16 protein-coding genes are annotated in these 24,139 nt (G+C 62.5%); 6 read left to right on the plus strand and 10 right to left on the minus strand.

Annotated elements, in window-relative coordinates; translation table 11 throughout:
- Positions 1 to 213 precede the first annotated feature (213 nt).
- The 5 genes from asd to leuC form a co-directional block, all read right to left on the minus strand.
- Entirely contained in the window at positions 214 to 1,326 is a 1,113-nt protein-coding gene (gene asd / locus QYE47_RS22905) for an aspartate-semialdehyde dehydrogenase (RefSeq protein ID WP_003247195.1), read from the minus strand.
- Positions 1,327 to 1,389: 63 nt separating this feature from the next.
- Entirely contained in the window at positions 1,390 to 2,472 is a 1,083-nt protein-coding gene (gene leuB, locus QYE47_RS22910; protein ID WP_003247194.1) for a 3-isopropylmalate dehydrogenase, read from the minus strand.
- A 54-nt stretch (positions 2,473 to 2,526) separates the two neighbouring features.
- The gene (locus QYE47_RS22915; RefSeq protein WP_301159135.1) at positions 2,527 to 3,291 is read right to left on the minus strand and encodes a class I SAM-dependent methyltransferase; all 765 of its coding nucleotides are present in this window, start codon (positions 3,289 to 3,291) and stop codon (positions 2,527 to 2,529) included.
- Positions 3,292 to 3,409: 118 nt separating this feature from the next.
- Positions 3,410 to 4,054 carry a 3-isopropylmalate dehydratase small subunit gene (gene leuD, locus QYE47_RS22920; RefSeq protein ID WP_014591909.1) on the minus strand — a complete coding sequence of 215 codons (645 nt, stop codon included), beginning with the start codon at positions 4,052 to 4,054 and terminating at the stop codon, positions 3,410 to 3,412.
- Positions 4,051 to 5,484, minus strand: coding sequence for a 3-isopropylmalate dehydratase large subunit (gene leuC / locus QYE47_RS22925; protein ID WP_010953002.1), 1,434 nt, complete (start codon positions 5,482 to 5,484; stop codon positions 4,051 to 4,053). Before leuC ends, leuD begins: the two co-directional genes overlap by 4 nt.
- 131 nt (positions 5,485 to 5,615) lie before the next feature.
- Here leuC and QYE47_RS22930 point away from each other — a divergent pair, with 131 nt between their 5' ends.
- Together QYE47_RS22930 and QYE47_RS22935 are read left to right on the plus strand one after the other, a co-directional pair.
- Positions 5,616 to 6,494 (plus strand): LysR family transcriptional regulator, encoded by an 879-nt coding sequence (locus QYE47_RS22930; protein WP_014591910.1) that lies wholly within the window; start codon positions 5,616 to 5,618, stop codon positions 6,492 to 6,494.
- Between the two features lie 61 nt (positions 6,495 to 6,555).
- Complete coding sequence (locus tag QYE47_RS22935) at positions 6,556 to 9,852, plus strand: bifunctional diguanylate cyclase/phosphodiesterase (RefSeq protein WP_014591911.1); 3,297 nt, start codon at positions 6,556 to 6,558, stop codon at positions 9,850 to 9,852.
- Positions 9,853 to 9,940: 88 nt separating this feature from the next.
- Here the strand turns inward: QYE47_RS22935 and QYE47_RS22940 are convergent, their stop codons facing one another.
- From QYE47_RS22940 to ppsA, 3 genes are all read right to left on the minus strand, one after another.
- Positions 9,941 to 10,384 carry an Hsp20 family protein gene (locus QYE47_RS22940; protein WP_019437397.1) on the minus strand — a complete coding sequence of 148 codons (444 nt, stop codon included), beginning with the start codon at positions 10,382 to 10,384 and terminating at the stop codon, positions 9,941 to 9,943.
- Positions 10,385 to 10,874: 490 nt separating this feature from the next.
- Positions 10,875 to 11,867, minus strand: a complete 993-nt coding sequence (locus QYE47_RS22945) for an alpha/beta fold hydrolase (RefSeq protein WP_076403467.1) — start codon at positions 11,865 to 11,867, stop codon at positions 10,875 to 10,877.
- Between the two features lie 103 nt (positions 11,868 to 11,970).
- Entirely contained in the window at positions 11,971 to 14,346 is a 2,376-nt protein-coding gene (ppsA, locus tag QYE47_RS22950) for a phosphoenolpyruvate synthase (protein WP_019437371.1), read from the minus strand.
- 191 nt (positions 14,347 to 14,537) lie between these two features.
- On the opposite strand from ppsA, the gene QYE47_RS22955 reads away from it, so the two are divergent.
- Entirely contained in the window at positions 14,538 to 15,356 is an 819-nt protein-coding gene (locus QYE47_RS22955) for a pyruvate, water dikinase regulatory protein (RefSeq protein WP_003248634.1), read from the plus strand.
- Between the two features lie 259 nt (positions 15,357 to 15,615).
- On the opposite strand, the gene QYE47_RS22960 is transcribed toward QYE47_RS22955, so the two are convergent.
- Positions 15,616 to 20,481 carry an NAD-glutamate dehydrogenase gene (locus tag QYE47_RS22960; protein WP_014591820.1) on the minus strand — a complete coding sequence of 1,622 codons (4,866 nt, stop codon included), beginning with the start codon at positions 20,479 to 20,481 and terminating at the stop codon, positions 15,616 to 15,618.
- Between the two features lie 275 nt (positions 20,482 to 20,756).
- Between QYE47_RS22960 and QYE47_RS22965 the strand changes: the two genes are divergently transcribed.
- Positions 20,757 to 21,110, plus strand: a complete 354-nt coding sequence (locus tag QYE47_RS22965; RefSeq protein ID WP_014591821.1) for a hypothetical protein — start codon at positions 20,757 to 20,759, stop codon at positions 21,108 to 21,110.
- Between the two features lie 39 nt (positions 21,111 to 21,149).
- On the opposite strand, the gene QYE47_RS22970 is transcribed toward QYE47_RS22965, so the two are convergent.
- Positions 21,150 to 22,055 carry a LysR family transcriptional regulator gene (locus QYE47_RS22970; protein ID WP_010953080.1) on the minus strand — a complete coding sequence of 302 codons (906 nt, stop codon included), beginning with the start codon at positions 22,053 to 22,055 and terminating at the stop codon, positions 21,150 to 21,152.
- A 123-nt stretch (positions 22,056 to 22,178) separates the two neighbouring features.
- Here QYE47_RS22970 and lysA point away from each other — a divergent pair, with 123 nt between their 5' ends.
- Both lysA and QYE47_RS22980 read left to right on the plus strand, forming a co-directional pair.
- The gene (lysA, locus tag QYE47_RS22975) at positions 22,179 to 23,411 is read left to right on the plus strand and encodes a diaminopimelate decarboxylase (protein WP_014591823.1); all 1,233 of its coding nucleotides are present in this window, start codon (positions 22,179 to 22,181) and stop codon (positions 23,409 to 23,411) included.
- A gap of 227 nt (positions 23,412 to 23,638) precedes the next feature.
- Positions 23,639 to 24,139, plus strand: a complete 501-nt coding sequence (locus QYE47_RS22980; protein WP_012053194.1) for a sigma-70 family RNA polymerase sigma factor — start codon at positions 23,639 to 23,641, stop codon at positions 24,137 to 24,139.

Raw genomic sequence — 24,139 nt, forward strand, 5'->3', positions numbered from 1 at the left:
CCAGCGCTTGACGGGCATCCATGCCCGTCACCTCCCTCCGCAAGCCCTGCGCTCGGCCTCCTGAAGTCGCAATCTGCGTCGCTTGAACTATCGCGCACTTACAAGCAAAAGCAAGGGCAAGGACTCTGTCAGATCAGACATTTCGCCAATGTATAAGGCAAAAAAATACCGCACTGTCACCAGTGCGGTATTTTTCAGGTAAAGCCTGAACGATCAACGCTCCAGCAGAATCCGCAACATGCGGCGCAGCGGTTCGGCGGCGCCCCACAGCAGCTGGTCACCCACGGTGAAAGCGCCCAGGTACTGCGAACCCATGTTCAGCTTGCGCAGGCGGCCAACCGGAATGTTCAGGGTGCCGGTGACCTTGGTAGGGGTCAGCTCCTGCATGCTGATTTCACGCTGGTTCGGCACCAGCTTCACCCAAGGGTTGTGCTGGCTGATCATGCCTTCGATGTCGGCGATCGGCACGTCCTTGTTCAGCTTGATGGTCAGCGCCTGGCTGTGGCAACGCATGGCGCCGATGCGCACACAGATACCATCGACCGGGATCGGGCTCTTGAAGCGGCCGAGGATCTTGTTGGTTTCGGCCTGGGCCTTCCACTCTTCGCGGCTCTGACCGTTCGGCAGTTCCTTGTCGATCCACGGGATCAGGCTGCCCGCCAGTGGCACGCCAAAGTTCTCGGTCGGGAACGCTTCGCTGCGCATGGTCTCGGCAACCTTGCGGTCGATATCGAGAATGGCGCTGGCCGGGTTGGCCAGGTCATCGGCCACTGCCGCGTGGGTAGCACCCATCTGCTTGATCAGTTCGCGCATGTTCTGCGCACCGGCACCCGAAGCCGCCTGGTAGGTCATGGCGCTCATCCACTCGACCAGACCGGCCTCGAACAGGCCACCCAGGCCCATCAGCATCAGGCTGACAGTGCAGTTGCCACCGATGTAGTTCTTGGTACCTGCGTCCAGCTGCTGGTCGATGACCTTGCGGTTGACCGGATCAAGGATGATCACCGCGTCATCCTGCATGCGCAGGGACGAAGCGGCGTCGATCCAGTAACCCTGCCAGCCGGCTTCACGCAGCTTGGGGAAGACCTCGTTGGTGTAGTCGCCGCCCTGGCAGGTCAGGATCACGTCGAGGGTCTTGAGTTCTTCAATCGAATAAGCGTCCTTGAGGGGCGCTGTATCCTTGCCCACGTTCGGACCCTGGCCACCAACATTGGAGGTAGTGAAGAACACCGGCTCGATAAGGTCGAAATCCTGCTCCTCCAGCATCCGCTGCATGAGCACGGAACCGACCATACCGCGCCAACCGATCAGACCTACACGTTTCATCGCAACTACACCTTTGCTAAAAGTGGGCCGCCACCGGGAATTTTGGGGGGCGGGCCAGAGAGATTACAGATTCCGCAGCGCTGCGACTACTGCGTCGCCCATTTCCTGCGTACCAACTTTGCGGCAGCCTTCCGAGAAGATGTCGCCGGTACGCAGCCCCTGGTCCAGAACCAGGCTCACGGCCTTCTCGATCGCCTCGGCGGCAGCCGACTGATTGAAGCTGTAACGCAACATCATCGACACCGACAGGATGGTCGCCAGCGGGTTGGCGATACCAAGGCCAGCGATGTCCGGTGCCGAGCCGTGGCACGGCTCGTACATGCCCTTGTTGTCGGCATCCAGGGACGCCGACGGCAGCATGCCGATGGAACCGGTCAACATGGAAGCTTCATCCGACAGAATGTCACCGAACATGTTGTCGGTCACCATCACGTCGAACTGTTTGGGGGCACGCACCAGCTGCATGGCAGCGTTGTCGACGTACATGTGGCTCAGTTCCACGTCCGGGTAGTCCTTGGCCACGTCTTCGACCACCTCACGCCACAGCTGGCTGGAGGCCAGAACGTTGGCCTTGTCCACCGAGCACAGCTTCTTGCCGCGCACGCGGGCCATGTCGAAGCCGACACGGGCAATGCGGCGCACTTCGCTTTCGCTGTACGGCAGGGTGTCGTAGGCCTGGCGTTCGCCGCCTTCCAGCTCGCGCTGACCACGCGGGGCACCGAAGTAGATGCCGCCGGTCAGCTCTCGGACGATGAGGATGTCCAGGCCCGATACGATTTCCGGCTTCAGCGACGAGGCATCGGCCAGTTGCGGGTAAAGGATGGCTGGGCGCAGGTTGGCGAACAGGCCCAGTTGCGAGCGGATCTTCAGCAGGCCGCGCTCGGGGCGAATGTCTCGCTCGATCTTGTCCCACTTCGGCCCGCCCACAGCTCCCAGCAGCACCGCATCGGCCTTGCGCGCACGCTCCAGGGTTTCGTCGGCCAGCGGCACACCGTGTTTGTCGATGGCGGCACCGCCAATCACGTCGTGCGCCAGGCTGAAGCCGAGCTGGAACTTGTCGTTGGCCAGCTCCAGTACCTTGACTGCCTCGGCCATGATTTCCGGGCCGATACCGTCACCTGGGAGAATCAGAATCTGCTTGCTCATGCTTTCCTCTATCCATTCACGCGGCGTGGCCAAGCGGGCCCCACCGAAAAGTGCTTAACGCTCGGCCCACAACACCAGCACATCGGTGCTGAACGAGCCGTCGGCCTCGATCTGGTAATACTGCCGTACTTCTTCGCCCATGGCTTGCTGCAATTGGCGGATGGCCACACGCATCGGCTCGGGGGTGCGCATGCGCTCAACCCAGGTGCTCCACTCCAGGCGCAACGGCTGGCGGGTGTGGCTGCGCACGTGCAGGCCGGCTTCGCTGACCTGGCGTTGCCACTCGGCGGCGGAGTAGTCGCGCACGTGGCTGGTGTCGCGCAGCACTTCGACCGTTTGCAGGTAAGTGTCGAGCAGCGGGCTGCCCGGCGACATCACGTCGATGAACGCCGCCACTCCACCTGGCTTGAGCACCCGAAGCACCTCGCGAAGGGCCAGGCCCAGGTCGCTCCAGTGGTGGGCCGAATAACGGCTGAAGACGAACTCGAACGACGCGTCGGCGAACGGCAGGCGTTCGGCAGCGCCGCGTTCGGTCGTGATATTGGCCAGGCCGCGTTCGGCGGCGGCGCTGGCGACCACGTCGAGCATGGACTGCGAGAGGTCGTAGGCGACCACTTCGGCAACCAGCGGGGCGACGTGGAAGCTGACATGACCGGCACCGCAGCCCAGGTCCAGCACGCGGGCATGGGCCTGCCCTGCCAGCTCAGCCTGCAGCAGGGCGAATTCACTGCCTTGGGCGTGCACGGCGCTGCTGAGGTAGGCGCTGGCCTGCTCGCCGAACTGGCGCTGGACCACATCGATGTGCTGGGTGCTGGTCATGTCTCGTTCCTTTAGATTTTTGTTGCCTGTGCCGGCCTCTTCGCGGGTAAACCCGCTCCTACAACGACCGCGTAACTGTCTGTAGGAGCGAAGAGGCCCGCACTGTCACCTACGAACTTCAGGCATCACGGAACAGCCAAGGCTGGCTGGCGCGGTGCTTGGCTTCGAAGGCCTTGATCGCGTCGCTGTCCTGCAGGGTCAGGCCGATATCGTCCAGACCGTTGAGCAGGCAGTGCTTGCGGAACGCATCGATTTCGAAGTGCAGCACCTTGCCATCCGGGCGGGTCACAGCCTGCGCCTGCAGGTCGATGGTCAGCTGGTAGCCCGGGTTGGCTTCGACCTGCTTGAACAGCTCGTCGACTTCCTCATCGTTCAGAATGATCGGCAGCAAGCCGTTCTTGAAGCTGTTGTTGAAGAAAATGTCGGCAAAGCTCGGCGCAATGATGCTGCGGAAGCCGTACTCATCCAGCGCCCAAGGGGCATGCTCACGGCTGGAGCCACAACCAAAGTTTTCCCGCGCCAGCAACACGCTGGCGCCCTGGTAGCGCGCGTGGTTGAGCACGAACTCTTCGTTGACCGGGCGCTTGCTGTTGTCCTGGTAGGGCTGACCCACGTCCAGGTAACGCCACTCGTCGAACAGGTTCGGACCGAAGCCGGTGCGCTTGATCGACTTCAAGAACTGCTTGGGGATGATCTGGTCGGTGTCGACGTTGGCACGGTCCAACGGCGCGACGAGGCCAGTGTGCTGGGTAAAGGCTTTCATGCTGCGCTCCCTTGGATCAACTCGCGAACATCGATGAAGTGGCCCGCTACAGCAGCAGCGGCGGCCATGGCCGGACTGACCAGGTGGGTACGGCCACCGGCGCCCTGACGGCCTTCGAAGTTGCGGTTGGAGGTGGACGCACAGTGCTCGCCGCTTTCCAGGCGGTCCGGGTTCATCGCCAGGCACATCGAGCAGCCTGGTTCACGCCATTCGAAACCGGCTTCGAGGAAGATCTTGTCCAAGCCTTCACGCTCGGCCTGGGCCTTGACCAGACCCGAACCCGGCACGACGATGGCTTGCTTGACGCTGGCGGCCACCTTGCGGCCCTTGGCGATTTCCGCCGCAGCGCGCAGGTCCTCGATTCGTGAGTTGGTGCACGAGCCGATGAACACACGGTCCAGCTTGATATCGGTGATCGCCTGGTTGGCGGTCAGCCCCATGTACTTCAAGGCACGTTCGATCGAACCACGCTTGACCAGGTCGGTCTCAGCAGCCGGGTCTGGCACACGCTGGTCGACGGCCAGGACCATTTCGGGCGAAGTGCCCCAGCTGACCTGTGGCTTGATCTGGCTGGCATCCAGCTCGACCACAGTGTCGAATACGGCATCGTCATCCGACACCAGGTCCTTCCACGACTCGACCGCTTGCTTCCACTGCTCGCCCTTCGGCGCGTAAGGACGCCCTTCGACGTAGGCAACGGTAGTGGCATCGGTCGCCACCAGGCCCACACGGGCACCGGCTTCGATGGACATGTTGCAGATGGTCATGCGGCCTTCCATCGACAATTCGCGAATGGCACTGCCTGCGAATTCCATGGCGTGACCGTTGCCACCGGCGGTGCCGATCTTGCCGATCACGGCCAGCACGATATCCTTGGCGGTAACGCCGGCCGGCAATTGGCCTTCCACGCGTACCAGCATGTTCTTCATCTTCTTGGCGACCAGGCACTGGGTGGCGAGCACGTGCTCGACCTCGGAGGTGCCGATGCCGTGGGCCAGGGCACCGAAAGCGCCGTGGGTGGAGGTGTGCGAGTCACCGCAGACCACGGTCATGCCCGGCAAGGTGGCGCCCTGCTCCGGGCTGATGACGTGGACGATGCCCTGGCGCTCGTCGTTCATCTTGAATTCGACGATGCCGTATTCGTCACAGTTCTCGTCGAGGGTCTGCACCTGCAGGCGCGACACCTGGTCGACGATCGCCTCGATACCGCCCTTGCGCTCTGGCGTGGTCGGCACGTTGTGGTCAGGTGTGGCGATGTTGGCGTCGATACGCCATGGCTTGCGGTTGGCCAGGCGCAGGCCTTCGAAGGCCTGGGGCGACGTCACTTCGTGGATGATGTGGCGGTCGATGTAGATCAAGGACGAGCCGTCATCACGGCGCTTGACCTCATGGGCTTCCCAGAGTTTGTCGTAGAGCGTTTTGCCAGCCATCAGACTGTTCCTCATCAGCGTCTTTCTATGCCAAAGACCCCTTGGCTTGTACGGACGATGCTAGGGGGTTAGATTGAATAACTCAAATTCATAATTTTTATGCTTTGGATAACCCAAAGGAATACAACACCATGGACCTGGCCAACCTCAGTGCCTTCATCGCCATTGCCGAAACCGGCAGCTTTTCCGGCGCAGCCGAACGTCTGTTCCTGACCCAGCCGGCCATCAGCAAACGCATCGCCGGCCTGGAGCAGCAACTGGACGTGCGCCTGTTCGACCGCCTGGGCCGCGAGGTGACCCTGACTGAAGCCGGGCGCGCACTGCTGCCGCGGGCCTACCAGATCCTCAACGTCCTGGATGATACCCGACGGGCGCTGACCAATCTGACCGGGGCCGTGAGCGGTCGCCTGACCCTGGCCACCAGCCACCACATCGGCCTGCACCGCCTGCCCCCGTTGTTACGGGTTTTCACCCGCCAGTACCCGGCAGTGGCACTGGATATTCAGTTCATGGATTCGGAACAGGCCTACGACGAGATTCTGCATGGCCGTGCCGAAATCGCCGTGATCACCCTTGCGCCCGAGCCGCACCACTTGGTCAAGGCCGTGCCGGTATGGGATGACGCCCTGGACTTTGTCGCCGCCCCCGAGCACCCGCTGGCCAACAACCATTCGGTCAGCTTGGCTGACATCGCCCGCCATCCGGCGGTATTCCCCGGCGGCAATACCTTTACCCACCATATTGTCCAGCGCCTGTTCGAAAGCCAGGGCCTGACGCCGAACATCGCCATGAGCACCAACTACCTGGAAACCATCAAGATGATGGTGTCGATCGGCCTGGCCTGGAGCGTGCTGCCACGCACCATGCTCGACGAACAGGTTGCACCCATCGTTTTGCCCGGCATACAGCTGTCGCGCCAGCTAGGCTACATTCTGCACACGGAGCGTACGCTATCGAATGCGGCCAGGGCTTTCATGGCCCTGCTCGACAGCCACTCAGGGCCCACCTGACTGGCTGCCAGCCCGCTATTCCGATTCCAAGGACACGCCATACGCCAAAGGTCTGGTACCGATGCCCAAATCAGCAAACCGCTTTTTGCGCCTGCCGCGCATACCTGCAGCTGATCCCCAGGAGTCCGAGCAGGCCTGGCAGAACGCCCCACAACTGCTGGCAGCGCTCAACGGTGCGCGCCTGGGTGCCTGGCTGTGGGATATCGAAAGCGGCAGGGTCAGTTGGTCGCGGGGCACCCAGGCCCTGTTCGGTTTCGATCCACAGCGGCCACTGCCCGCCGATATCGATTACCTCGACCTGCTGCCCGAGGAGGACCGCGCCCGCACGCGCCAGGTGTTCCAGGCGGTGGTCAATGGCGAGCCGGTGGAGCAAGCCATGCGCCACCGTATCCGCTGGCCGGACGGCAGCCTGCACTGGCTGGAGATCAACGGCAGCCTGACCCACGACCCGCACGGCCGACCGCAGATGATCGGCGTGATCCGCGAGATCACCCGCCAGCGCGAACGGGAAACAGCACTGATCAATTCGGAAAAGCGCTTCGCCACGCTGTTCCACCTGAGCCCCAACGCCATTTTGCTGACCCGTCGCCACGATGGCATGATCTTCGAGGTCAACCAGCACTTCGAAAACATGTTCGGCTGGCCCGGCAGTCAGGTGATCGGCAAGACCAGCCTGGAACTGGGCCTGTGGGTCAACCCCGAACAGCGCCACCAGATCATGGAGTCGACCTGCGCCAACGGCGGCCCGTTGATCATGGAGGTGCAATTTCGTGCGACCAGCGGCAAGGTGCATGACGGCATCCTGTGCACCCAGGGCATCGAGCTGGAAGGCGTGACCTTCCTGATCAGTACATTCGTCGACACCACCGAACGCAAGCGTGCCGAGCAGGCCCTGAAGGACAGCCAGGAGCGGCTGGACCTGGCCCTGGACTCGGCGCAACTGGGCACCTGGGACTGGCACATCCCAAGCGGCATGCTCTACGGCTCAGCCCGCGCGGCGCAGCTGCATGGCTTGCCGCCCATCCCTTTTCATGAATCGTTCGATGCGTTCTTCGAAGGTGTGCCGGAGCAAGAGCGCAACTCGATGCGACAGGCCTACCGTAGCCTGCGCGAAGGGCCTGCCGGCAACTATCAGATCACCTACCGGGTACAGTTGGAAAACGGCACTTCACGCTACATCGAAAGCCGCGCGCGGCTGTATCGCGACGACCAGGGCGCCCCCCTGCGCATGGCGGGCACCTTGCTCGACATTACAGATCAGGTGGAGCGCGAACAGCGCCTGAGCGCCTCGGAAGAGAAGTTTGCCAGCCTGTTCCAGGTCAGCCCCGACCCGATCTGCGTCACCCGCCAGGACACTGGCCAGTTCATCGAGATCAATCCGGCGTTCACCCAGACCTTCGGCTGGAGCAGCGCGCAGGTGCTTGGACGTACCGCCGAGGAAATCGGCCTGTGGGCCGAGTCCGTCGAGCGCGCGAAACGTATCGAGCAGGTGATCCGCGAACAGGCCTTGAGCAACGTCGCCGTGGTACTCAACCACCGCAACGGCGACCCGCTGACCTGTGTGATTTCCAGCCGCCTGATCACCGTCGACGACCAGCCCTGCAGCGTGACCACCCTGCGCGACATCACCCAGCAACAGCGCGCCGAAGCCGCGCTGAAGTCCAGCGAGGAGAAGTTCGCCAAGGCCTTCCACTCCAGTCCCGACGCTATCACCATCACCGAACGCCACAGCGGCCGCTACCTGGAGGTCAACGACGGCTTCTGCCGCCTGACCGGCTACAGCACTGATGAAGTGATCGGCCACACGGTGTATGAGATCGGCATCTGGGCCGACGACAAGCAGCGCGGCGCGCTGCTGGCCGAGTTGCGCGAGCGCGGCCGGGTACACCACCGCGAGATGCTCGGGCGCAACAAGCGTGGCGATATCCTCACGGTCGAGGTTTCGGTGGAACCGATCACCCTCAACGAAGTGGATTGCCTGCTGCTGACCGCCCGCGACGTCAGCCAGTTGAAGAACGCCCAGGCGCAGATACGCCACCTGGCCTATCACGACCCGCTGACCAACCTGCCCAACCGCGCCTTGCTGATGGACCGCCTGAGCCAGCAGATCGCCCTGCTCAAGCGCCATAACCTGCGTGGCGCCCTGCTGTTCCTCGACCTCGACCACTTCAAGCACATCAACGACTCGCTGGGCCACCCGGTGGGCGACACTGTGCTGAAGATCATCACCGCCCGCCTTGAGGCCAGCGTGCGCCTGGAGGACACCGTGGCGCGTCTGGGGGGCGACGAATTCGTGGTGCTGCTCAGCGGCCTGGAAGGGAGCCGCGAACACGTGGAAGAGAAAGTGCGCGAGCTGGCCGACACCCTGCGCGAACTGTTGGCCGAGCCAATGTCACTGGATGGCCAGCGCCTGCAAGTAACGCCCAGCATCGGCGTGGCGCTGATCCCGGACCACGGCACCACACCGGCCGACCTGCTCAAGCGTGCCGATATCGCCCTGTACCGGGCCAAGGACTCCGGTCGAAACACCACACAGCTGTTCCACACCACCATGCAGAAGGCCGCCAGCGAGCGCCTGCGCATGGAAAACGACCTGCGCCTGGCCCTGGCCCGTGGCGAACTGGCGCTGCACTTCCAGCCGCAGGTGGATGCCCGCGACAACCGCATTGTCGGTGCTGAAGTACTGCTGCGCTGGCACCACCCGCTTCTGGGCCAGCAACCGCCCTCGCAGTTCATTCAGGTACTGGAAGAAAGCGGCCTGATCCTTGAAGTTGGCAGCTGGATTCTCGACGAAGCCTGCGACGCCTGCGCCCGCATGCTCACCGACGGGTTGATCGACGCTGATGATTTCAGCCTGTGCGTGAACATAAGCCCGCGACAGTTCCGCCAGAACGACTTTGTCGGGCGGGTGCTGCGCAGCCTGGACGATTACCGCCTGCCGCGGCAGATGCTGACGCTGGAAATCACGGAAGGCATCGTCATCCAGAACCTGGAAGACACCATCAGCAAGATGCGCGAGCTGAAGCGCTACGGGGTGAGTTTTGCCATGGATGACTTCGGCACCGGCTATTCCTCGCTGACTTACCTGAAGCGCCTGCCGGTCGATGCGCTGAAAATTGACCAAAGCTTCGTACGCGATGCACCGGTCGACCCCAACGACGCAGAAATTGTCCGCGCCATTGTCGCCATGGCGCGCAGCCTGGACCTGGCGGTGATTGCCGAAGGGGTAGAGCTGACCGAACAGCTGGCGTTTCTCGAGCGGCTGGGGTGCCATCTGTACCAGGGTTATCTGCACAGCCGGCCATTGCCGTTGCTGGAGTTTCGGCAGATGTTGCTGGAGGCGCCGGCAGATTACTGATCGCATGACGGCCGCGCGCCTACGCGGGACCATGTGAGAAGCACGAAAAAGGGCACCTCTGGAGGTGCCCTTTTTCAGTGCTGCGCGGTCAGTTCAGCGCTGGTTTTTCGCCATTGATCGGAATGCGCTTGGCCTTGGCTTCTTCAGGCACGATGCGCAGCAGGTCGATGCTGAGCAGGCCATTGGCCAGGCCGGCGGCCTTCACTTCGATGTGATCTGCCAGGCGGAACGACAGCTTGAAGGCGCGTTGTGCGATACCCTGGTGCAGGTAGGTCACTTCAGCGGCGCTATTGTCGCGCTTGCCACCGGTCACGGTCAGGACACCTTTTTCGACCTGCAGGTCGAGGTCCTCTTCCTGGAAACCAGCTGCAGCAACCACGATGCGGTAGTGGTCATCGCCATGCTTTTCCACGTTGTAGGGCGGGTAGCTGCTACCGGCCTCGTTACGTGCCGCGGATTCGAACAGGTCGTTGAAACGGTCGAAACCAACGGAATGACGGAACAGTGGAGCAAGAGAGAAAGCAGTAGTCATGGTCATAAACTCCTGAGATTCAGCAAGTAAGTCATTACGCGACCCGGCTTCGGCATCGCGTACTCAAAAGATATGGCCGAGGGAAATGCTTTCAAGGGGTAGTTAGAAAAAATTTGTTTTTTGCACGGGGTTTGATGGCCTCTTCGCGGGTAAACCCGCTCCTACACGACGGCCTGTGCCCCGCCACCGACATGTGTCCACCCTCGATCAGGCGTAGGAGCGGGTTTACCCGCGAATACGGTAGCAGCGGCAACGGTGAACGGCGGGTGGTAATTGGCCAGCAGGGCCGGCCCTTTCGCGGGTAAACCCGCTCCTACACGACGGCCTGTGACCAACCACCGACCTGTGTCCACCACCGATCCGGCGTAGGAGCGGGTTTACCCGCGAATACGGTGGCGGCGTCAACAGTGAACGGCGGGTGGAGATTGGCCAGCAGGCCCGGCCCTTTCGCGGGTAAACCCGCGAAGAGGCCATGACAGGTACAGCGAACTCAACTGGCAGGCACAGGGTCGGCAACGACAGTGGACGCATGCACCGGCAGCAGCGGGTTGCGCAGCCAGCGCTCCACCAGCGGCCACACCTGCACCTGCGCGGCCTTGCTCACCAGCATGTCGACATGCCCAAAGGCCTCGAAACCTTCTTCACGACCCAGCCGCAGGAACTGCTTGCGCTCGCCGCCCAACTGCTCGAACAGCTTGCGACAGGCCCACACCGGGTCCTGGAAGTCCCCTGCACCGGCCACCGCCAGCAGCGGTACATCCACTTCAGCCAGCCCTGCCCACCAATCGCTCTGCTTGTCGCCAAAGCGCCCGAACAGGCCGTGCCAGCGCATGCTCTCCAAGGCGAGGCCTATCGGCTCGTCTTCAGGCCCACGCTTGAAACGTGGCCCGGATATCTGCCCCCAACGCTTGAGCACCAGCTTCGCGCCCCAAGCCAGCGGCGGCACTTTCAACGGCCAATAGACACGGCTGATCTGGGTACCGAACAACGCCACACTGGCGACTTGCCCGGGCGCCAGGAAGCCGCCACCCAGTGCTGCCGCCAATGTCGTACCACCCAGCGAATGGCCGACCCAGTGCGGCGCCTGGCCCGATTGCTCGTGCACGAACGCGTTGAACAACGGCAGGTCATCACGGGCGTAGGCGGCAACGCTGTTGTGTTTCCAGTCCTGGTTACGCGGCGACAGGCCGTGGCCTCGCATTTCCGGGATCCAGACATCGAAACCTGCGCGCGCAAGGTAGGCGCCCAGGCCAACCCCTTTGGGCGAATACCAGAAGCGCCGATTGGAAAAACTGCCGTGCAGGAGAATGACCGGCACGCCTTGGGCCTGACCCTGGTCGGCCAGTCCCAGACGGGTGATGGCGAGCTCGACGCTGGGATCCGGACCATTACCGGCCTTGATCCGATACACGTCTTCGCTGAGATCGCCGCGGCGCTCGGCACTGAGCAGGGCCACGGGGAATAAAGTGCTGCTGCTTTGCATAAGGTTGCTTGGTGCACAAAAAAGGGCGGGGTCCATTGCTGGAACTCGCCCTGGAAAAAAACCAGGCAGGAGGACGCCAGACGTCCCCCCGCGTTTTACTGCATCAGGCCGCGCCTTGGCCTTCGGCCAGGAAGAACCAGGTTTCGAGTACCGAGTCCGGGTTCAGCGACACGCTTTCGATGCCCTGCTCCATCAGCCACTTGGCCAGGTCCGGGTGGTCCGATGGGCCTTGGCCGCAGATGCCGATGTACTTGCCAGCCTTGTTGCACGCGGCAATGGCGTTGGCCAGCAGCTTCTTCACCGCAGGGTTACGCTCGTCGAACAGGTGGGCAATGATGCCCGAGTCACGGTCCAGGCCCAGGGTCAGCTGGGTCAGGTCGTTGGAACCGATCGAGAAGCCGTCGAAGTATTCCAGGAACTCTTCGGCGAGGATGGCGTTGGACGGCAGTTCGCACATCATGATCACGCGCAGGCCGTTGTCGCCGCGGGCCAGGCCGTTTTCGGCGAGCAGGTCCACGACCTGGCTGGCTTCGCCCAAGGTGCGTACGAACGGCACCATGATCTCGACGTTGGTCAGGCCCATCTCGTTGCGCACACGCTTAAGTGCACGGCACTCGAGCTCGAAGCAGTCACGGAACGATTCGCTGATGTAACGCGAAGCACCGCGGAAGCCCAGCATCGGGTTTTCTTCTTCCGGCTCGTACAGCTTGCCGCCGATGAGGTTGGCGTACTCGTTGGACTTGAAGTCCGACAGGCGCACGATGACCTTTTTCGGGTAGAAGGCCGCCGCCAGGGTGCTGATGCCTTCTACCAGCTTCTCGACGTAGAAGCCAACCGGGTCGTTGTAGCCGGCGATGCGCTTGTCGACGCTTTCTTTCAGGTCGGCAGGCAGGCCCGCATAGTTCAGCAGCGCCTTGGGGTGCACGCCGATCATGCGGTTGATGATGAACTCCAGGCGTGCCAGCCCGACACCGGCGTTGGGCAGCTGGGCGAAGTCGAAGGCGCGGTCCGGGTTGCCGACGTTCATCATGATCTTGAACGGCAGTTCCGGCATGGCATCGACCGAGTTCTGCTTGATGTCGAAGCCCAGCTCGCCTTCGAAGATAAAGCCGGTATCGCCTTCGGCACAGGAAACGGTCACGCCCTGGCCGTCTTTCAGTATCTGGGTAGCGTTGCCGCAACCGACAACCGCCGGGATACCCAGCTCACGGGCGATGATCGCTGCGTGGCAGGTACGGCCACCGCGGTTGGTGACGATGGCACTGGCGCGCTTCATCACCGGTTCCCAGTCAGGGTCGGTCATGTCGGAGACCAGCACGTCGCCTGGCTGGACCTTGTCCATTTCCGATACGTCGTTGATGACGCGAACCTTGCCGGCGCCGATACGCTGGCCAATGGCACGGCCTTCGACCAGCACGGTGCCTTTCTCTTTGAGCAGGTAGCGTTCCATGACGTTGGCGCTGGAACGGCTCTTCACCGTCTCAGGGCGGGCCTGGACGATGTACAGCTTGCCATCGTCACCGTCCTTGGCCCACTCGATGTCCATCGGGCGCTGGTAGTGCTGCTCGATGATCATGGCCTGCTTGGCCAGCTCGCTGACCTCGGCATCGGTCAGGCAGAAGCGTGCGCGCTCGGCGCGGTCGACTTCGACGGTCTTGACCGAACGGCCGGCCTTGGCTTCGTCGCCATAGACCATCTTGATCGCCTTGCTGCCCAGGTTACGGCGCAGGATGGCCGGGCGGCCGGCCTGGAGGGTGTTCTTGTGCACGTAGAATTCGTCAGGGTTGACTGCACCCTGTACGACGGTTTCGCCCAGGCCATAGGCGCCAGTGATGAACACCACGTCGCGGAAGCCCGACTCGGTGTCGAGGGTGAACATGACGCCGGCGGTGCCGGTTTCGGAGCGAACCATGCGCTGCACACCGGCAGACAAGGCAACCAGCTTGTGATCGAAGCCCTGGTGCACGCGGTAGGCGATGGCGCGGTCATTGAACAGCGAAGCGAACACTTCCTTGGCCGCGCGGATCACGTTATCGACGCCGCGGATGTTGAGGAAGGTTTCCTGCTGGCCGGCGAACGAGGCGTCTGGCAGGTCTTCAGCGGTAGCCGAGGAACGGACAGCAACGGCCATGTTGTCGTTGCCGGCGGCCATTTCTGCGAAGGCCGTACGGATTTCCGAATCCAGGCGTGGCGGGAATTCGGCTTCCATGACCCACTGGCGAATCTGCGCGCCGGTCTTGGTCAGGGCATTGATGTCGTCAACGTCCAGCGCGTCGAGCGCGGCGTGAATGCGGTCGTTCAGCCCGCTCTGCTCGAGAAAGTCACGGTACGCCTGAGCCGTAGTGGCAAAGCCGCCCGGCACCGACACGCCGGCACCGGCGAGGTTACTGATCATCTCGCCCAGGGATGCGTTCTTGCCCCCCACATGCTCCACATCATGGACGCCGAGCTTATCGAGGGAAACTACGTACTCTACCAAGGTGATCTCTCCACTAACTGTGTTGGAAAAGCTCAAAAGGCGCCCGCCTGTCTTCTGTGACTTGGCCGGGCGTTTGTGGCCTGTACCTGGAAAATAGGCTCTGCAAATGTGGCAGAATGTCGACAGCCGCATTCGGCAAACCGAACTTATCATATCCAAGAATCGTCATCAGCTTAAGGCCCAGATCGCAAATGAAACGAACCGCGTTCTTCATCTCCGACGGCACGGGTATCACTGCCGAAACCCTGGGCCAGAGTTTGCTCGCGCAATTCGAGAGCATTCCATTCAACAAATTCACCCGTCCTTACATCGATTCGCCGGACAAAGCGCGGGCCATGGTCCAGCAAATCAACGCTGCGGCCGAGCGGGATGGGGTCCGCCCGATCATCTTCGACACCATTGTCAACCAGGACATCCGCGAGATCCTGGCGACGTCGAATGGCTTCATGATCGACATCTTTTCTTCGTTTTTATCCCCACTTGAGCAGGAATTGATCGCCCATTCGTCGTATTCCGTGGGCAAATCCCACTCGATTGGTGGCAATTCCAACTACATGGAACGCATCGAGGCGGTGAATTTCGCCCTGGATAACGACGATGGTGCACGCACCCACTACTACGACAAAGCCGACCTGATTCTGGTTGGTGTGTCGCGCTGTGGCAAAACCCCAACCTGCCTGTACATGGCCATGCAGTTCGGCATCCGTGCCGCCAATTACCCGCTGACCGAGGACGACATGGAGCGCCTGCAGCTGCCGGCGGTGCTGAAAAAGCACCACAGCAAGCTGTTTGGCCTGACCATCGACCCCGACCGCCTCACCGCCATCCGCCACGAACGCAAGCCCAACAGCCGCTATTCCAGCTTTGCCCAGTGCGAATTCGAAGTGCGTGAAGTGGAAAGCCTGTTCCGCAGGGAGAACATCCCCAATATCAATTCCACGCATTTTTCGGTGGAAGAGATTTCCGCCAAGATCCTGGTCGAAAAAGGCGTGGAGAGGCGGTTCAAGTAACGGCCCCGCCCCCTGTAGGAGCGGGTTTACCCGCGAATACGGTGGCGGCAGCGACAGTGAACGGCGGGTGGAAATTGGCCAGCAGGGCCGGCCTCTTCGCGGGTGAACCCGCTCCTACACGACGGGCTGTGTCCAACCCCCGATGTGTGTCCACCACCAATCTGTGTAGGAGCGGGCTCACCCGCGAAGGGGCCAGCCCAGGAATACAAAAAAAGCCCCGGCATCACTGCCGGGGCTTTGTTTTACCTCACCAGAAGGCTCAGGACGGCACCACCGCCGCCTGCCCGCTCATGGCCAGGTCGACCAGCTCGCGGTTCGCCACCGCGTACATCGCATAGTCAGTGCCCGTGGCATTGCGCAAGTCGTCGAGCATGGCGCGCCAGCGCTCCACCATTCCCCGATGCTGCTCTGACCACAACGCCACGCGGGCATCCATGTCTTGCGGTGCATCGACCATCTGCAGGACCGAAATGGTGATCGCCCGCTGCTGCAAGTCGATATCGTCGCGGAAAGCCTCGCGCGCCAGCGCCTGCCAGTTGTTTTCCACCGGCAGGTTGCTGATTTCCTGCAAGTACCAGGTCAGGTCCAGTGCGCTGCCCACGGCGAAGAATGCCTTGGCCACCTGCGCTGGCTCATGGCCGGTCACGTCGGCCGCCTCAATGATTGGCAGCAGGGTGTACAGGTGGCTGGTACCCGCCACCATCCGCGCCAGCAACTCCGGCACACCGGCGTCGACAAAGCCTTGGTAGCGCACCATCCAGCGTTCGCGGGTGGGGCCTTCGAGCAGCTCATCCAGCTTCAGACCCAGCTGCGCGATCTTCGGCCCGAAGTGCGCGGTATCGCGCCCGGCGTCCTGTTCGTTGCGGCGGCTACGCAGGAACCAGCGGGTGGCACGGCGGCCCAGGCGCATCAGCTCGTCCATCAGGGTGAGCTGGATTTCCGCCGGCACCTGATAGTCCAGCGCCTCGATCTGGCGGAACCAGTGCGGCAGGTGGAAGATGTCGCGCACGATCACGTAAGCGCCGGCCACGTTGGCCGGGCTCATGCCGGTCGACTCCTTCAGGCGCTGTACGAAGGTGATACCCATGTTGTTGACCAGGTCGTTGGCGATCTGGGTGCTGACGATTTCGCGCTTCAGGCGGTGGCGGCGCATGGCCTCGGCGAACTTGCTGACCAGGGACGGCGGGAAAGCGGTTTCCATGTCACGGGTCAGGTAGTCGTCGTCCGGCACCAGCGACTTGAGCAGTTGCTCCTTGAGGTCGATCTTGCTGTACGAGATCAGCACCGACAGCTCGGCGCGGGTCAGGCCCTGGCCGGCAGCCAGGCGTTCGGCCAACTGCTCTTCAGACGGCAGGAATTCAATGGCACGGTCCAGCTTGCCCCGCGCCTCGAGGTCGGCCATCAGGCGCTTGTACTCGGCAATCCGCTCGCGGGCGCGGCGGGCGGCCAGCGAAAGCGCCTGGGTCTGCTTGTAGTTGTTGCCCAGCACCAGGCCGGCCACTTCGTCGGTCATGCTGCCCAGCAGCTGGTTGCGCTGCTTCTCGGTCATGTCGCCACCCTGCACCACTTCGTTGAGCAGGATCTTGATGTTGACCTCGTGGTCGGAGCAGTCCACGCCGCCGGCGTTGTCGATGAAGTCGGTGTTGGTGGCGCCGCCATTCAGGCCGAACTCGACGCGGCCGAGCTGGGTCATGCCCAGGTTGCCACCCTCGCCCACCACCTTGCAGCGCAGTTCGTTACCGTTGACCCGCAGCGCATCGTTTGCCTTGTCGCCGACATCGGCGTGGCTCTCCGTACTGGCCTTGACATAGGTCCCGATACCACCGTTCCACAGCAGGTCTACCGGGGCCTTGAGCAGCGCATTGAGCAACTCGGTCGGGGTCAGGCGGTCGGCTTCGATGGCGAAGCGCTCTTTCATCTGCGGGCTGATGGCGATGCTCTTGGCACTGCGCGGGAAGATCCCGCCGCCTTCGGACATGATGCTGGTGTCGTAGTCGCTCCAGGCCGAACGCGGCAGATCGAACAGGCGCTTGCGTTCAGCGAAACTGGAAGCGGGCTCCGGGTTGGGGTCGATGAAGATATGCAGGTGGTTGAACGCGGCCACCAGTTGCAGCTTGTCGGACATCAGCAGGCCATTGCCGAACACGTCACCGGCCATATCGCCCACACCAATGACGGTGATCGGGTCTTCCTGCACGTTGATGCCACGCTCGCGGAAGTGACGCTGCACGCCCACCCAGGCACCGCGTGCGGTAATGCCCATTTTCTTGTGGTCGTAACCGGCCGAGCCGCCCGATGCAAAGGCATCGCCCAGCCAGAAGCCGTAATCGATGGCAATGCCGTTGGCGATGTCGGAGAAGGTCGCGGTGCCTTTGTCGGCCGCCACCACCAGGTACGGGTCGTCATCGTCATGACGCACCACGTTGGCCGGCGGCACCACGCCACCGTCCTTGAGGTTGTCGGTGATGTCGAGCAGGCCGGAAATGAAGATGCGGTAGCACGCCACGCCTTCGGCGGCAATCTCGTCACGGCTGCCGCCAATCGGCAGACGGCGCGGCAGGAAGCCCCCCTTGGCGCCGACCGGCACGATGACCGAGTTCTTCACCTGCTGGGCTTTGACCAGGCCCAGCACTTCGGTGCGGAAGTCTTCTTCGCGGTCGGACCAGCGCAGGCCGCCACGAGCGACGTTGCCAAAGCGCAGGTGCACGCCCTCGACGCGTGGCGAATAGACGAATATCTCGAACTTTGGCACCGGCTTGGGCAGTTCGGGGATCAGCTTGGGGTTGAACTTGAAGCTGAAGTACGACTTGTTCTGGCCGCTTGCGTCGGGCTGGTAGAAGTTGGTACGCAGGGTGGCCTTGATCAGGTCCAGGTAGCGCCGCAGGATGCGGTCTTCGTTGAGCACTTGCACGTCGTCCAGCGCAGTCAGAATGGCCTGTTCCAGGCGCTGCTGCTTGTCGTCAAGGTCGTCCTGGGTAAGCTTGCGCGCCAGGTAGAAGCGAGTCTTGAACAACCGGGTCAGCTCACGGGCGATGTCGGTGTGGTTGTTCAGGGTGCTGGCGATATAGCCCAGATCGAAGCCCAGACGGATCTGTTTCAGGTAACGGGCGTAGGCACGCAGCAAGGCCACGTCACGCCACGGCAAGCCGGCGGTGAGCACCAGGCGGTTGAAAGCGTCGTTCTCGGCATCACCACGGACGATGTGGATGAAGGCGTCCTGCAGGGTATCGTTGAGCTGCTGGATATCCAGGCTCAGGCCTTCGCTGTAGGTGAAGGCGAAGTCGTGGATCCAGTATTCACGGCCATTGGCATGGCGCAGGCGATACGGGAACTCGCCGAGCACGCGCAGGCCGAGGTTTTCCAGAATCGGCAGCACGTCGGACAGCGCCAGCGGGGTGTCGGCGTGGTACAACTTGCAGTGCAGGATGCGCTCGCCCATCTGGGTCAACGGCTGGTAGAAGCTCATGGCCAGCGGCTTGCTTTCCGACAGGTTCAGCACATGCTGCAGGTCGACCACCGCCGAGTGCGCGGCGAAGCGCTCGCGGTAACCGGCCGGGAACCCTTTGGGGAAATCGGCAAGGATGTTGGTGCCCTGGGCTTCGCCGAAGTTCTCCACCACCAGTGCCGAGTAGTCGTCATGCCACGAGCGGCAGGCCTGGATGACTTCGCGTTCCAGCTGCTGCGGGTCGATGTCGATACGGTTCTTGGGGTCGACCCGCAGAATAAGTTGCACACGGGCCAATACCGATTCGGAGAAGAAGGTCCAGAACTCGCAGTCGGTGGCCTTCAGGCGCTCCATCAGCACCTGCTGGATCTTCTGCCGCACTTCGGTGGAGTAGATTTCCCGCGGGACGTAGGCCAGGCAGTAGCAGAAGCGGCCATACGGGTCTTTGCGCAGGAACACGCGGATCTTGTTGCGCTCCTGGATCTGCACGATTGCCATGACCGTGCTGAACAGCTCGTCGATCGGCGTCTGGAACAGGTCGTCGCGCGGCAGCACTTCCAGCACCTGGGCCAGTTCCTTGCCCAGGTGGGCCTTGGGATCGAAGCCCGAACGGCGCTCGACTTCGGCCACCTTCACGCGGATGTACGGAATGGCATGTACGCTTTCGCCATACACCGACGAGGTGTACAGCCCCATGAAGCGGTGCTCCTTGATGACCTTGCCGTCGGCGTCCAGCTGGCGGATCGACACATAGTCCGGGTAGGCCGGGCGATGCACGCGGCTGGGCAGCGCGGCCTTGGCGAACGACAGCAGCAGCGGCTCGTTGAGGTAGGCCACAGCGTAGTCTTCGATGCGCAGCTCTTCTGCGGTCAGGCCCACACGCAGACGACGCGGCAGGCCGAGGAACGACTGCTCGTCGTAGACCATCTGGCCGCCATCGGCGTCGCCCTTGACGGTGAATTCTTCATAGCCCAGGAAGGTGAAGTGGTTATCCAGCAGCCACTCAAGGAAGGCCTTGACTTCGCCCTTCTCGTTTTGGGCAGGACCAAAGCCGGTCTGTTCCACCTGCGCCACCACTTCACGCAGTTTGGCCTTCATCGGGTCGAAGTCGGCCACCACCACCCGTACCTCGGCCAGCACCTGCTCGATCTCGCGGGTCAGCACTGTCAGCTCGGCGGCATTGGCGCAGCGGTCGATCTCCAGGTACATCAGTGACTCGTAGCGCACGCCCTCGCCCTGGGTTCCCTTGGGCAGCAGCTCCAACAGCTCGCCCTTGGCGCCACGGCGCACGCTGAGCACGGTGGTTTGCAGGGTGTGGATGCTGTAGCCACGGCGGTTGAGCTCGGTGCGCACCGAGTCGACCAGGAACGGCAAGTCATGGTGCAGCACTTCGACCACGGTATGGGTCGACTGCCAGCCATTGCGTTCGTAATCAGGGTTGTACACCCGCACTTGCGGGTATTCGGGGTCGAAACGCTCGATGATGCGCCAGGCTGACAGGGTGCAGCCGGCCAGGTCGGAAAGCCTGCGCTGGGTGAGTTCGTCCAGAGAGATGATGCCGAAGAACTGCTCGGCGAACAGCGCCACTTGTGGCAGGGACTGCTCGCTGATGTGCTGCGCCAGGGCCGCTTGCAGTTGATGCTGGAAGTCGGCTTTGCTGGCTGCGGTGAAGAACGCCATCTGTGGTACTCCGCTTGGGCTTTGTAATAATTGAAGCGTCGCTGCGTGCGCCGTGTACGGATCAACGATAGCCAACCCGTGGCATGGCGGACGGTAAAAAACCAGACGTTGAACGTGCGCATGCACGCCCAGGGCTCGCCGAAGCTTAACGACTGATCGGTCATCTACGCTTGCAGCGCTGCGACAATTTCGGTCAAGGGGCGGTAACTTTACGTTTATGCCTGTACGCAAGACTGTCAGAATTCCCTTCCGTTTCCTTTGACCCGAGCCTGCTCATGCAAATCAACACCGCCCTGCTGTTCGCCACCCCTTGCGATGACGAGGAAGACAACATGGCGACCCTGTGCTGCCACAGCGACAAGGGTCAGATGTTCCTGCTTACCCGTTACCCGGACGAGGACACCGTCGACCTGACGCTGGATGACGAGCCGTCGACGCTGGATGGCCTTAAAGTGACCCTGAGCGCCAAGCGCCTGCTGATCGAAGTGGCGGCCGGCGACCGGGACGCGCTGAAGGGGGATGAAGTACTGGAAATCAACCTGACCAGCGAGCTGAGTGACATGGATGAAGTGAAGGAAACCCTGGAGAACATCCTGGCCGGTACTGGAACCTTGGTCTGCGAGCTTTGAACCCTGCCCCTGCCTAGTGGGAGCGCGCTCCCACAATGATCAGGCCAGCGCCTGCTGCATCTCTTTGGCCTGCACCCGCAACGCCTCGCAAAACGGCTCCACCGCTGCCGATGCCGGCCGATGGTCCGGGCGTATGAGCATCACCTGATAGGGCACCGATACCCGTAACCTGCGGATCGGTAGCCCGCCTTGCGCCGCCTCCAGCCCGCTCAGTGGGTTGATGATCGCCACCCCCAGGCCTTGCCTGACCATGGCGCACACCGAAGCGGCACTGGTGGTTTCGATGACCGTGCGGCGGTTAACCCCGGCCGCACGAAAGTGCTGATCCAGACGCTGGCGGTAGGTATCCAGGCTGGCCAGGTTGATGAAGTCGACCTCATGGAAATCACTCAGCTCCAGTTCAGCCTTCACCTGCAGCGGGTGATGCTCGGGCAACACGCACACCATGTTGGCACTGAACAGCAATTCACCATACGCGCCGCGCGGTATCTGTTCGACTTCAGTCAGGCCAAGGTCATGCTGCTGGGCAACCAGTGACTCCTCCAGCAACGGCGACTCCTGCGCAAGAATGCTCACGCTCACGCCACTGTGCTGCTGGTGAAAGCGCTGGCAAGCCTTGGGCAACAAGGTTTGCGAGAACAGCGGCAGGCAGGTGATGGCCAGCCGGCCCTGCTCGAAGTTGCGGATGGCCTGGGCAAAGCGATCGATCCGCTCCAGCCCGACGTAGGCGCGTTCGACCTCTTCGATCAACAGCAGCGCCTGGGCCGTCGCCACCAGGCGCCCGCCCTCGCGCTCGAACAGGTTCAGGCCAGTTACCTGCTCCAGCCGCGCCAGTTCGCGGCTGACGGTGGGCTGCGAGGTGAACAGCAGGCGCGCCGCACCCGTGACACTGCCAGCGGCCATGATGGCGCGGAACACTTCGATGTGGCGGACGGACAATTTCACGGCAATACCCTGAGATTCGACAATGGGTATATCAGATATGAATGGCAGACAGAAGAATAGCTATTTTTCTGAATCCACCCTTTGGCTCATCCTCGTGGCCTTCCTTATACGAGTAACGCCACCATGACCGCACCCTTCACCCTCCTGGCCGAGGCGGTTCGCCAGCACGGCTCGCCACTATGGGCATACGACACCCGCACCATCGCCGATCGTGTCAAGCAGTTGAACGTGTTCGACACCGTACGTTTCGCCCAGAAAGCCAACCCGAACTTGCATGTGCTGCGCCTGATGCGCGCCCATGGCCTGGTGCTGGACGCAGTGTCGCTGGGAGAGATGGAACGGGCCTTCGCCGCCGGCGCGAGTGTTGACGGTGACCCTGCCGGCGTGGTTTTGACCTGCGACGCGCTGGACCGCCCCACCCTGGAACGCGTGGTGGCGTCAAAGATCGAAGTCAATGCCGGCTCCATTGACATGCTGCGCCAACTGGGTGAACGCTCGCCCGGCCACCGCGTGTGGATCCGCATCAACCCAGGCTTCGGCCATGGCCACAGCCGCAAGACCAATACCGGCGGCGAAAACAGCAAGCATGGCATCTGGCACGAAGAGCTGGACGAAGCGCTGGCGTGCATCAAGGCCCATGGCCTGCACCTGGTGGGCGTGCACATGCACATTGGTTCCGGGGTGGACTACCAGCACCTGGAACAGGTGGCCCGCTCGATGATCGAGCTGATCGGCCGTCTGGGCGTGGACATCGAGGCGTTCTCCATCGGCGGCGGGCTTTCCACCCCTTACCGCAGCACCGACAAACCGGTCGACCTGCAGCGCTATGCGCAGACCTGGGCGGTGGCGCGCAAGGAGATCGAAGCGATGCTCGGCCACCCGGTGCGCATGGAGATCGAACCCGGGCGCTTCCTGGTGGCGGAGTCGGGCTACCTGGTGGCCGAAGTCCGTGCCGTGAAACAGGTGGGGCGCAATACCTTCGTCATGATCGACGCCGGCTTCAACGACCTGATGCGCCCGGCGATGTACGGCGCCTACCACGGCATGACCCTGCTCGATGCCGATGGCCAGGCAGTAGATCGCCCGCGCCAGCCGACCGTGGTGGCCGGGCCGTTGTGTGAATCGGGTGACGTGTTCACTCAGGATGACCAGGCACTGACCCCGCAGGACCTGCCCCAGGCACAGGTGGGCGACCTGCTGGTAATCCACGATGCCGGGGCCTATGGCGCGTCGATGTCGTCGAACTACAACAGCCGGCCGCTGCTGCCGGAGTTCCTGATCGAGAACGGTGCCCTGCGGATGATCCGCCGGCGCCAGACGGTGCAGGACCTGCTGAGCCTGGAGGCCGGGTTCTAACCACTGCCCTGCAAGCCTGCACGACTCTTTGTGGGAGCGGCCTTGAGTCGCGATAGGGCTGCACAGCAGCCCCACAAATGTAGCCGTGATGCCGAAACCCGGGCCGCTTTGCGGCCCAATCGCGACGCAAGGCCGCTCCCACAGGGTGTGTGCTCGCGGTCCTTGCAATAAGCCCCGCCTCTCGCGACAATGCGATCAATTCCCATTAATATCGCGGTCTTGACGCCATGGCAACGCTCGATCCCCAGGCCCTGCACCAGCTGTACAGCGAAAACAACAGCTGGCTGAAGGGCTGGCTGCGCGCCCGCCTGGGCAACGCCGCCGACGCTTCCGACCTGGCGCACGACACGTTCTTGCGGGTAATGACCGCGCGTAACCCGTTGCCGATCCGTGAGCCGCGCAGCTACCTCAGCGCTATCGCCCGCGCCCTTCTGATAGACAAAGCTCGCCGTCGCATCATCGAAAAAGCTTACCTGCAGGCTCTAGCCCTGCGTCCGGAACCGGTCGAGGTGTCGCCGGAGGTGCGCTTGTCCATCATAGAAATGCTGGTGGCCGTGGACAGCCTGCTCGACGAACTCGGCGCCAAGACCCGCGCCATCTTCCTTGCCGTTCAACTCGAAGGCCTGACCTACGGCGCTGCGGCCGAGCGCTTCGGCGTGTCGATCACCACCGTGAAGAATCACCTGATCAAGGCCATGACTCGCTGCCTGCTGGCAGTCGAAGGCTGA

It is taken from the genome of Pseudomonas sp. 2,4-D, assembly GCF_030418155.1.
Taxonomy (GTDB): Bacteria; Pseudomonadota; Gammaproteobacteria; order Pseudomonadales; family Pseudomonadaceae; genus Aquipseudomonas; species Aquipseudomonas alloputida.

Bases quoted from the DNA above. Each gene is read 5' to 3' on its own strand.
- asd (WP_003247195.1), bottom strand. From the start codon at position 1,326: ATGAAACGTGTAGGTCTGATCGGTTGGCGCGGTATGGTCGGTTCCGTG.
- leuB (WP_003247194.1), bottom strand. From the start codon at position 2,472: ATGAGCAAGCAGATTCTGATTCTCCCAGGTGACGGTATCGGCCCGGAA.
- QYE47_RS22915 (WP_301159135.1), bottom strand. From the start codon at position 3,291: ATGACCAGCACCCAGCACATCGATGTGGTCCAGCGCCAGTTCGGCGAG.
- leuD (WP_014591909.1), bottom strand. From the start codon at position 4,054: ATGAAAGCCTTTACCCAGCACACTGGCCTCGTCGCGCCGTTGGACCGT.
- leuC (WP_010953002.1), bottom strand. From the start codon at position 5,484: ATGGCTGGCAAAACGCTCTACGACAAACTCTGGGAAGCCCATGAGGTC.
- QYE47_RS22930 (WP_014591910.1), top strand. From the start codon at position 5,616: ATGGACCTGGCCAACCTCAGTGCCTTCATCGCCATTGCCGAAACCGGC.
- QYE47_RS22935 (WP_014591911.1), top strand. From the start codon at position 6,556: ATGCCCAAATCAGCAAACCGCTTTTTGCGCCTGCCGCGCATACCTGCA.
- QYE47_RS22940 (WP_019437397.1), bottom strand. From the start codon at position 10,384: ATGACTACTGCTTTCTCTCTTGCTCCACTGTTCCGTCATTCCGTTGGT.
- QYE47_RS22945 (WP_076403467.1), bottom strand. From the start codon at position 11,867: ATGCAAAGCAGCAGCACTTTATTCCCCGTGGCCCTGCTCAGTGCCGAG.
- QYE47_RS22955 (WP_003248634.1), top strand. From the start codon at position 14,538: ATGAAACGAACCGCGTTCTTCATCTCCGACGGCACGGGTATCACTGCC.
- QYE47_RS22960 (WP_014591820.1), bottom strand. From the start codon at position 20,481: ATGGCGTTCTTCACCGCAGCCAGCAAAGCCGACTTCCAGCATCAACTG.
- QYE47_RS22965 (WP_014591821.1), top strand. From the start codon at position 20,757: ATGCAAATCAACACCGCCCTGCTGTTCGCCACCCCTTGCGATGACGAG.
- lysA (WP_014591823.1), top strand. From the start codon at position 22,179: ATGACCGCACCCTTCACCCTCCTGGCCGAGGCGGTTCGCCAGCACGGC.
- QYE47_RS22980 (WP_012053194.1), top strand. From the start codon at position 23,639: ATGGCAACGCTCGATCCCCAGGCCCTGCACCAGCTGTACAGCGAAAAC.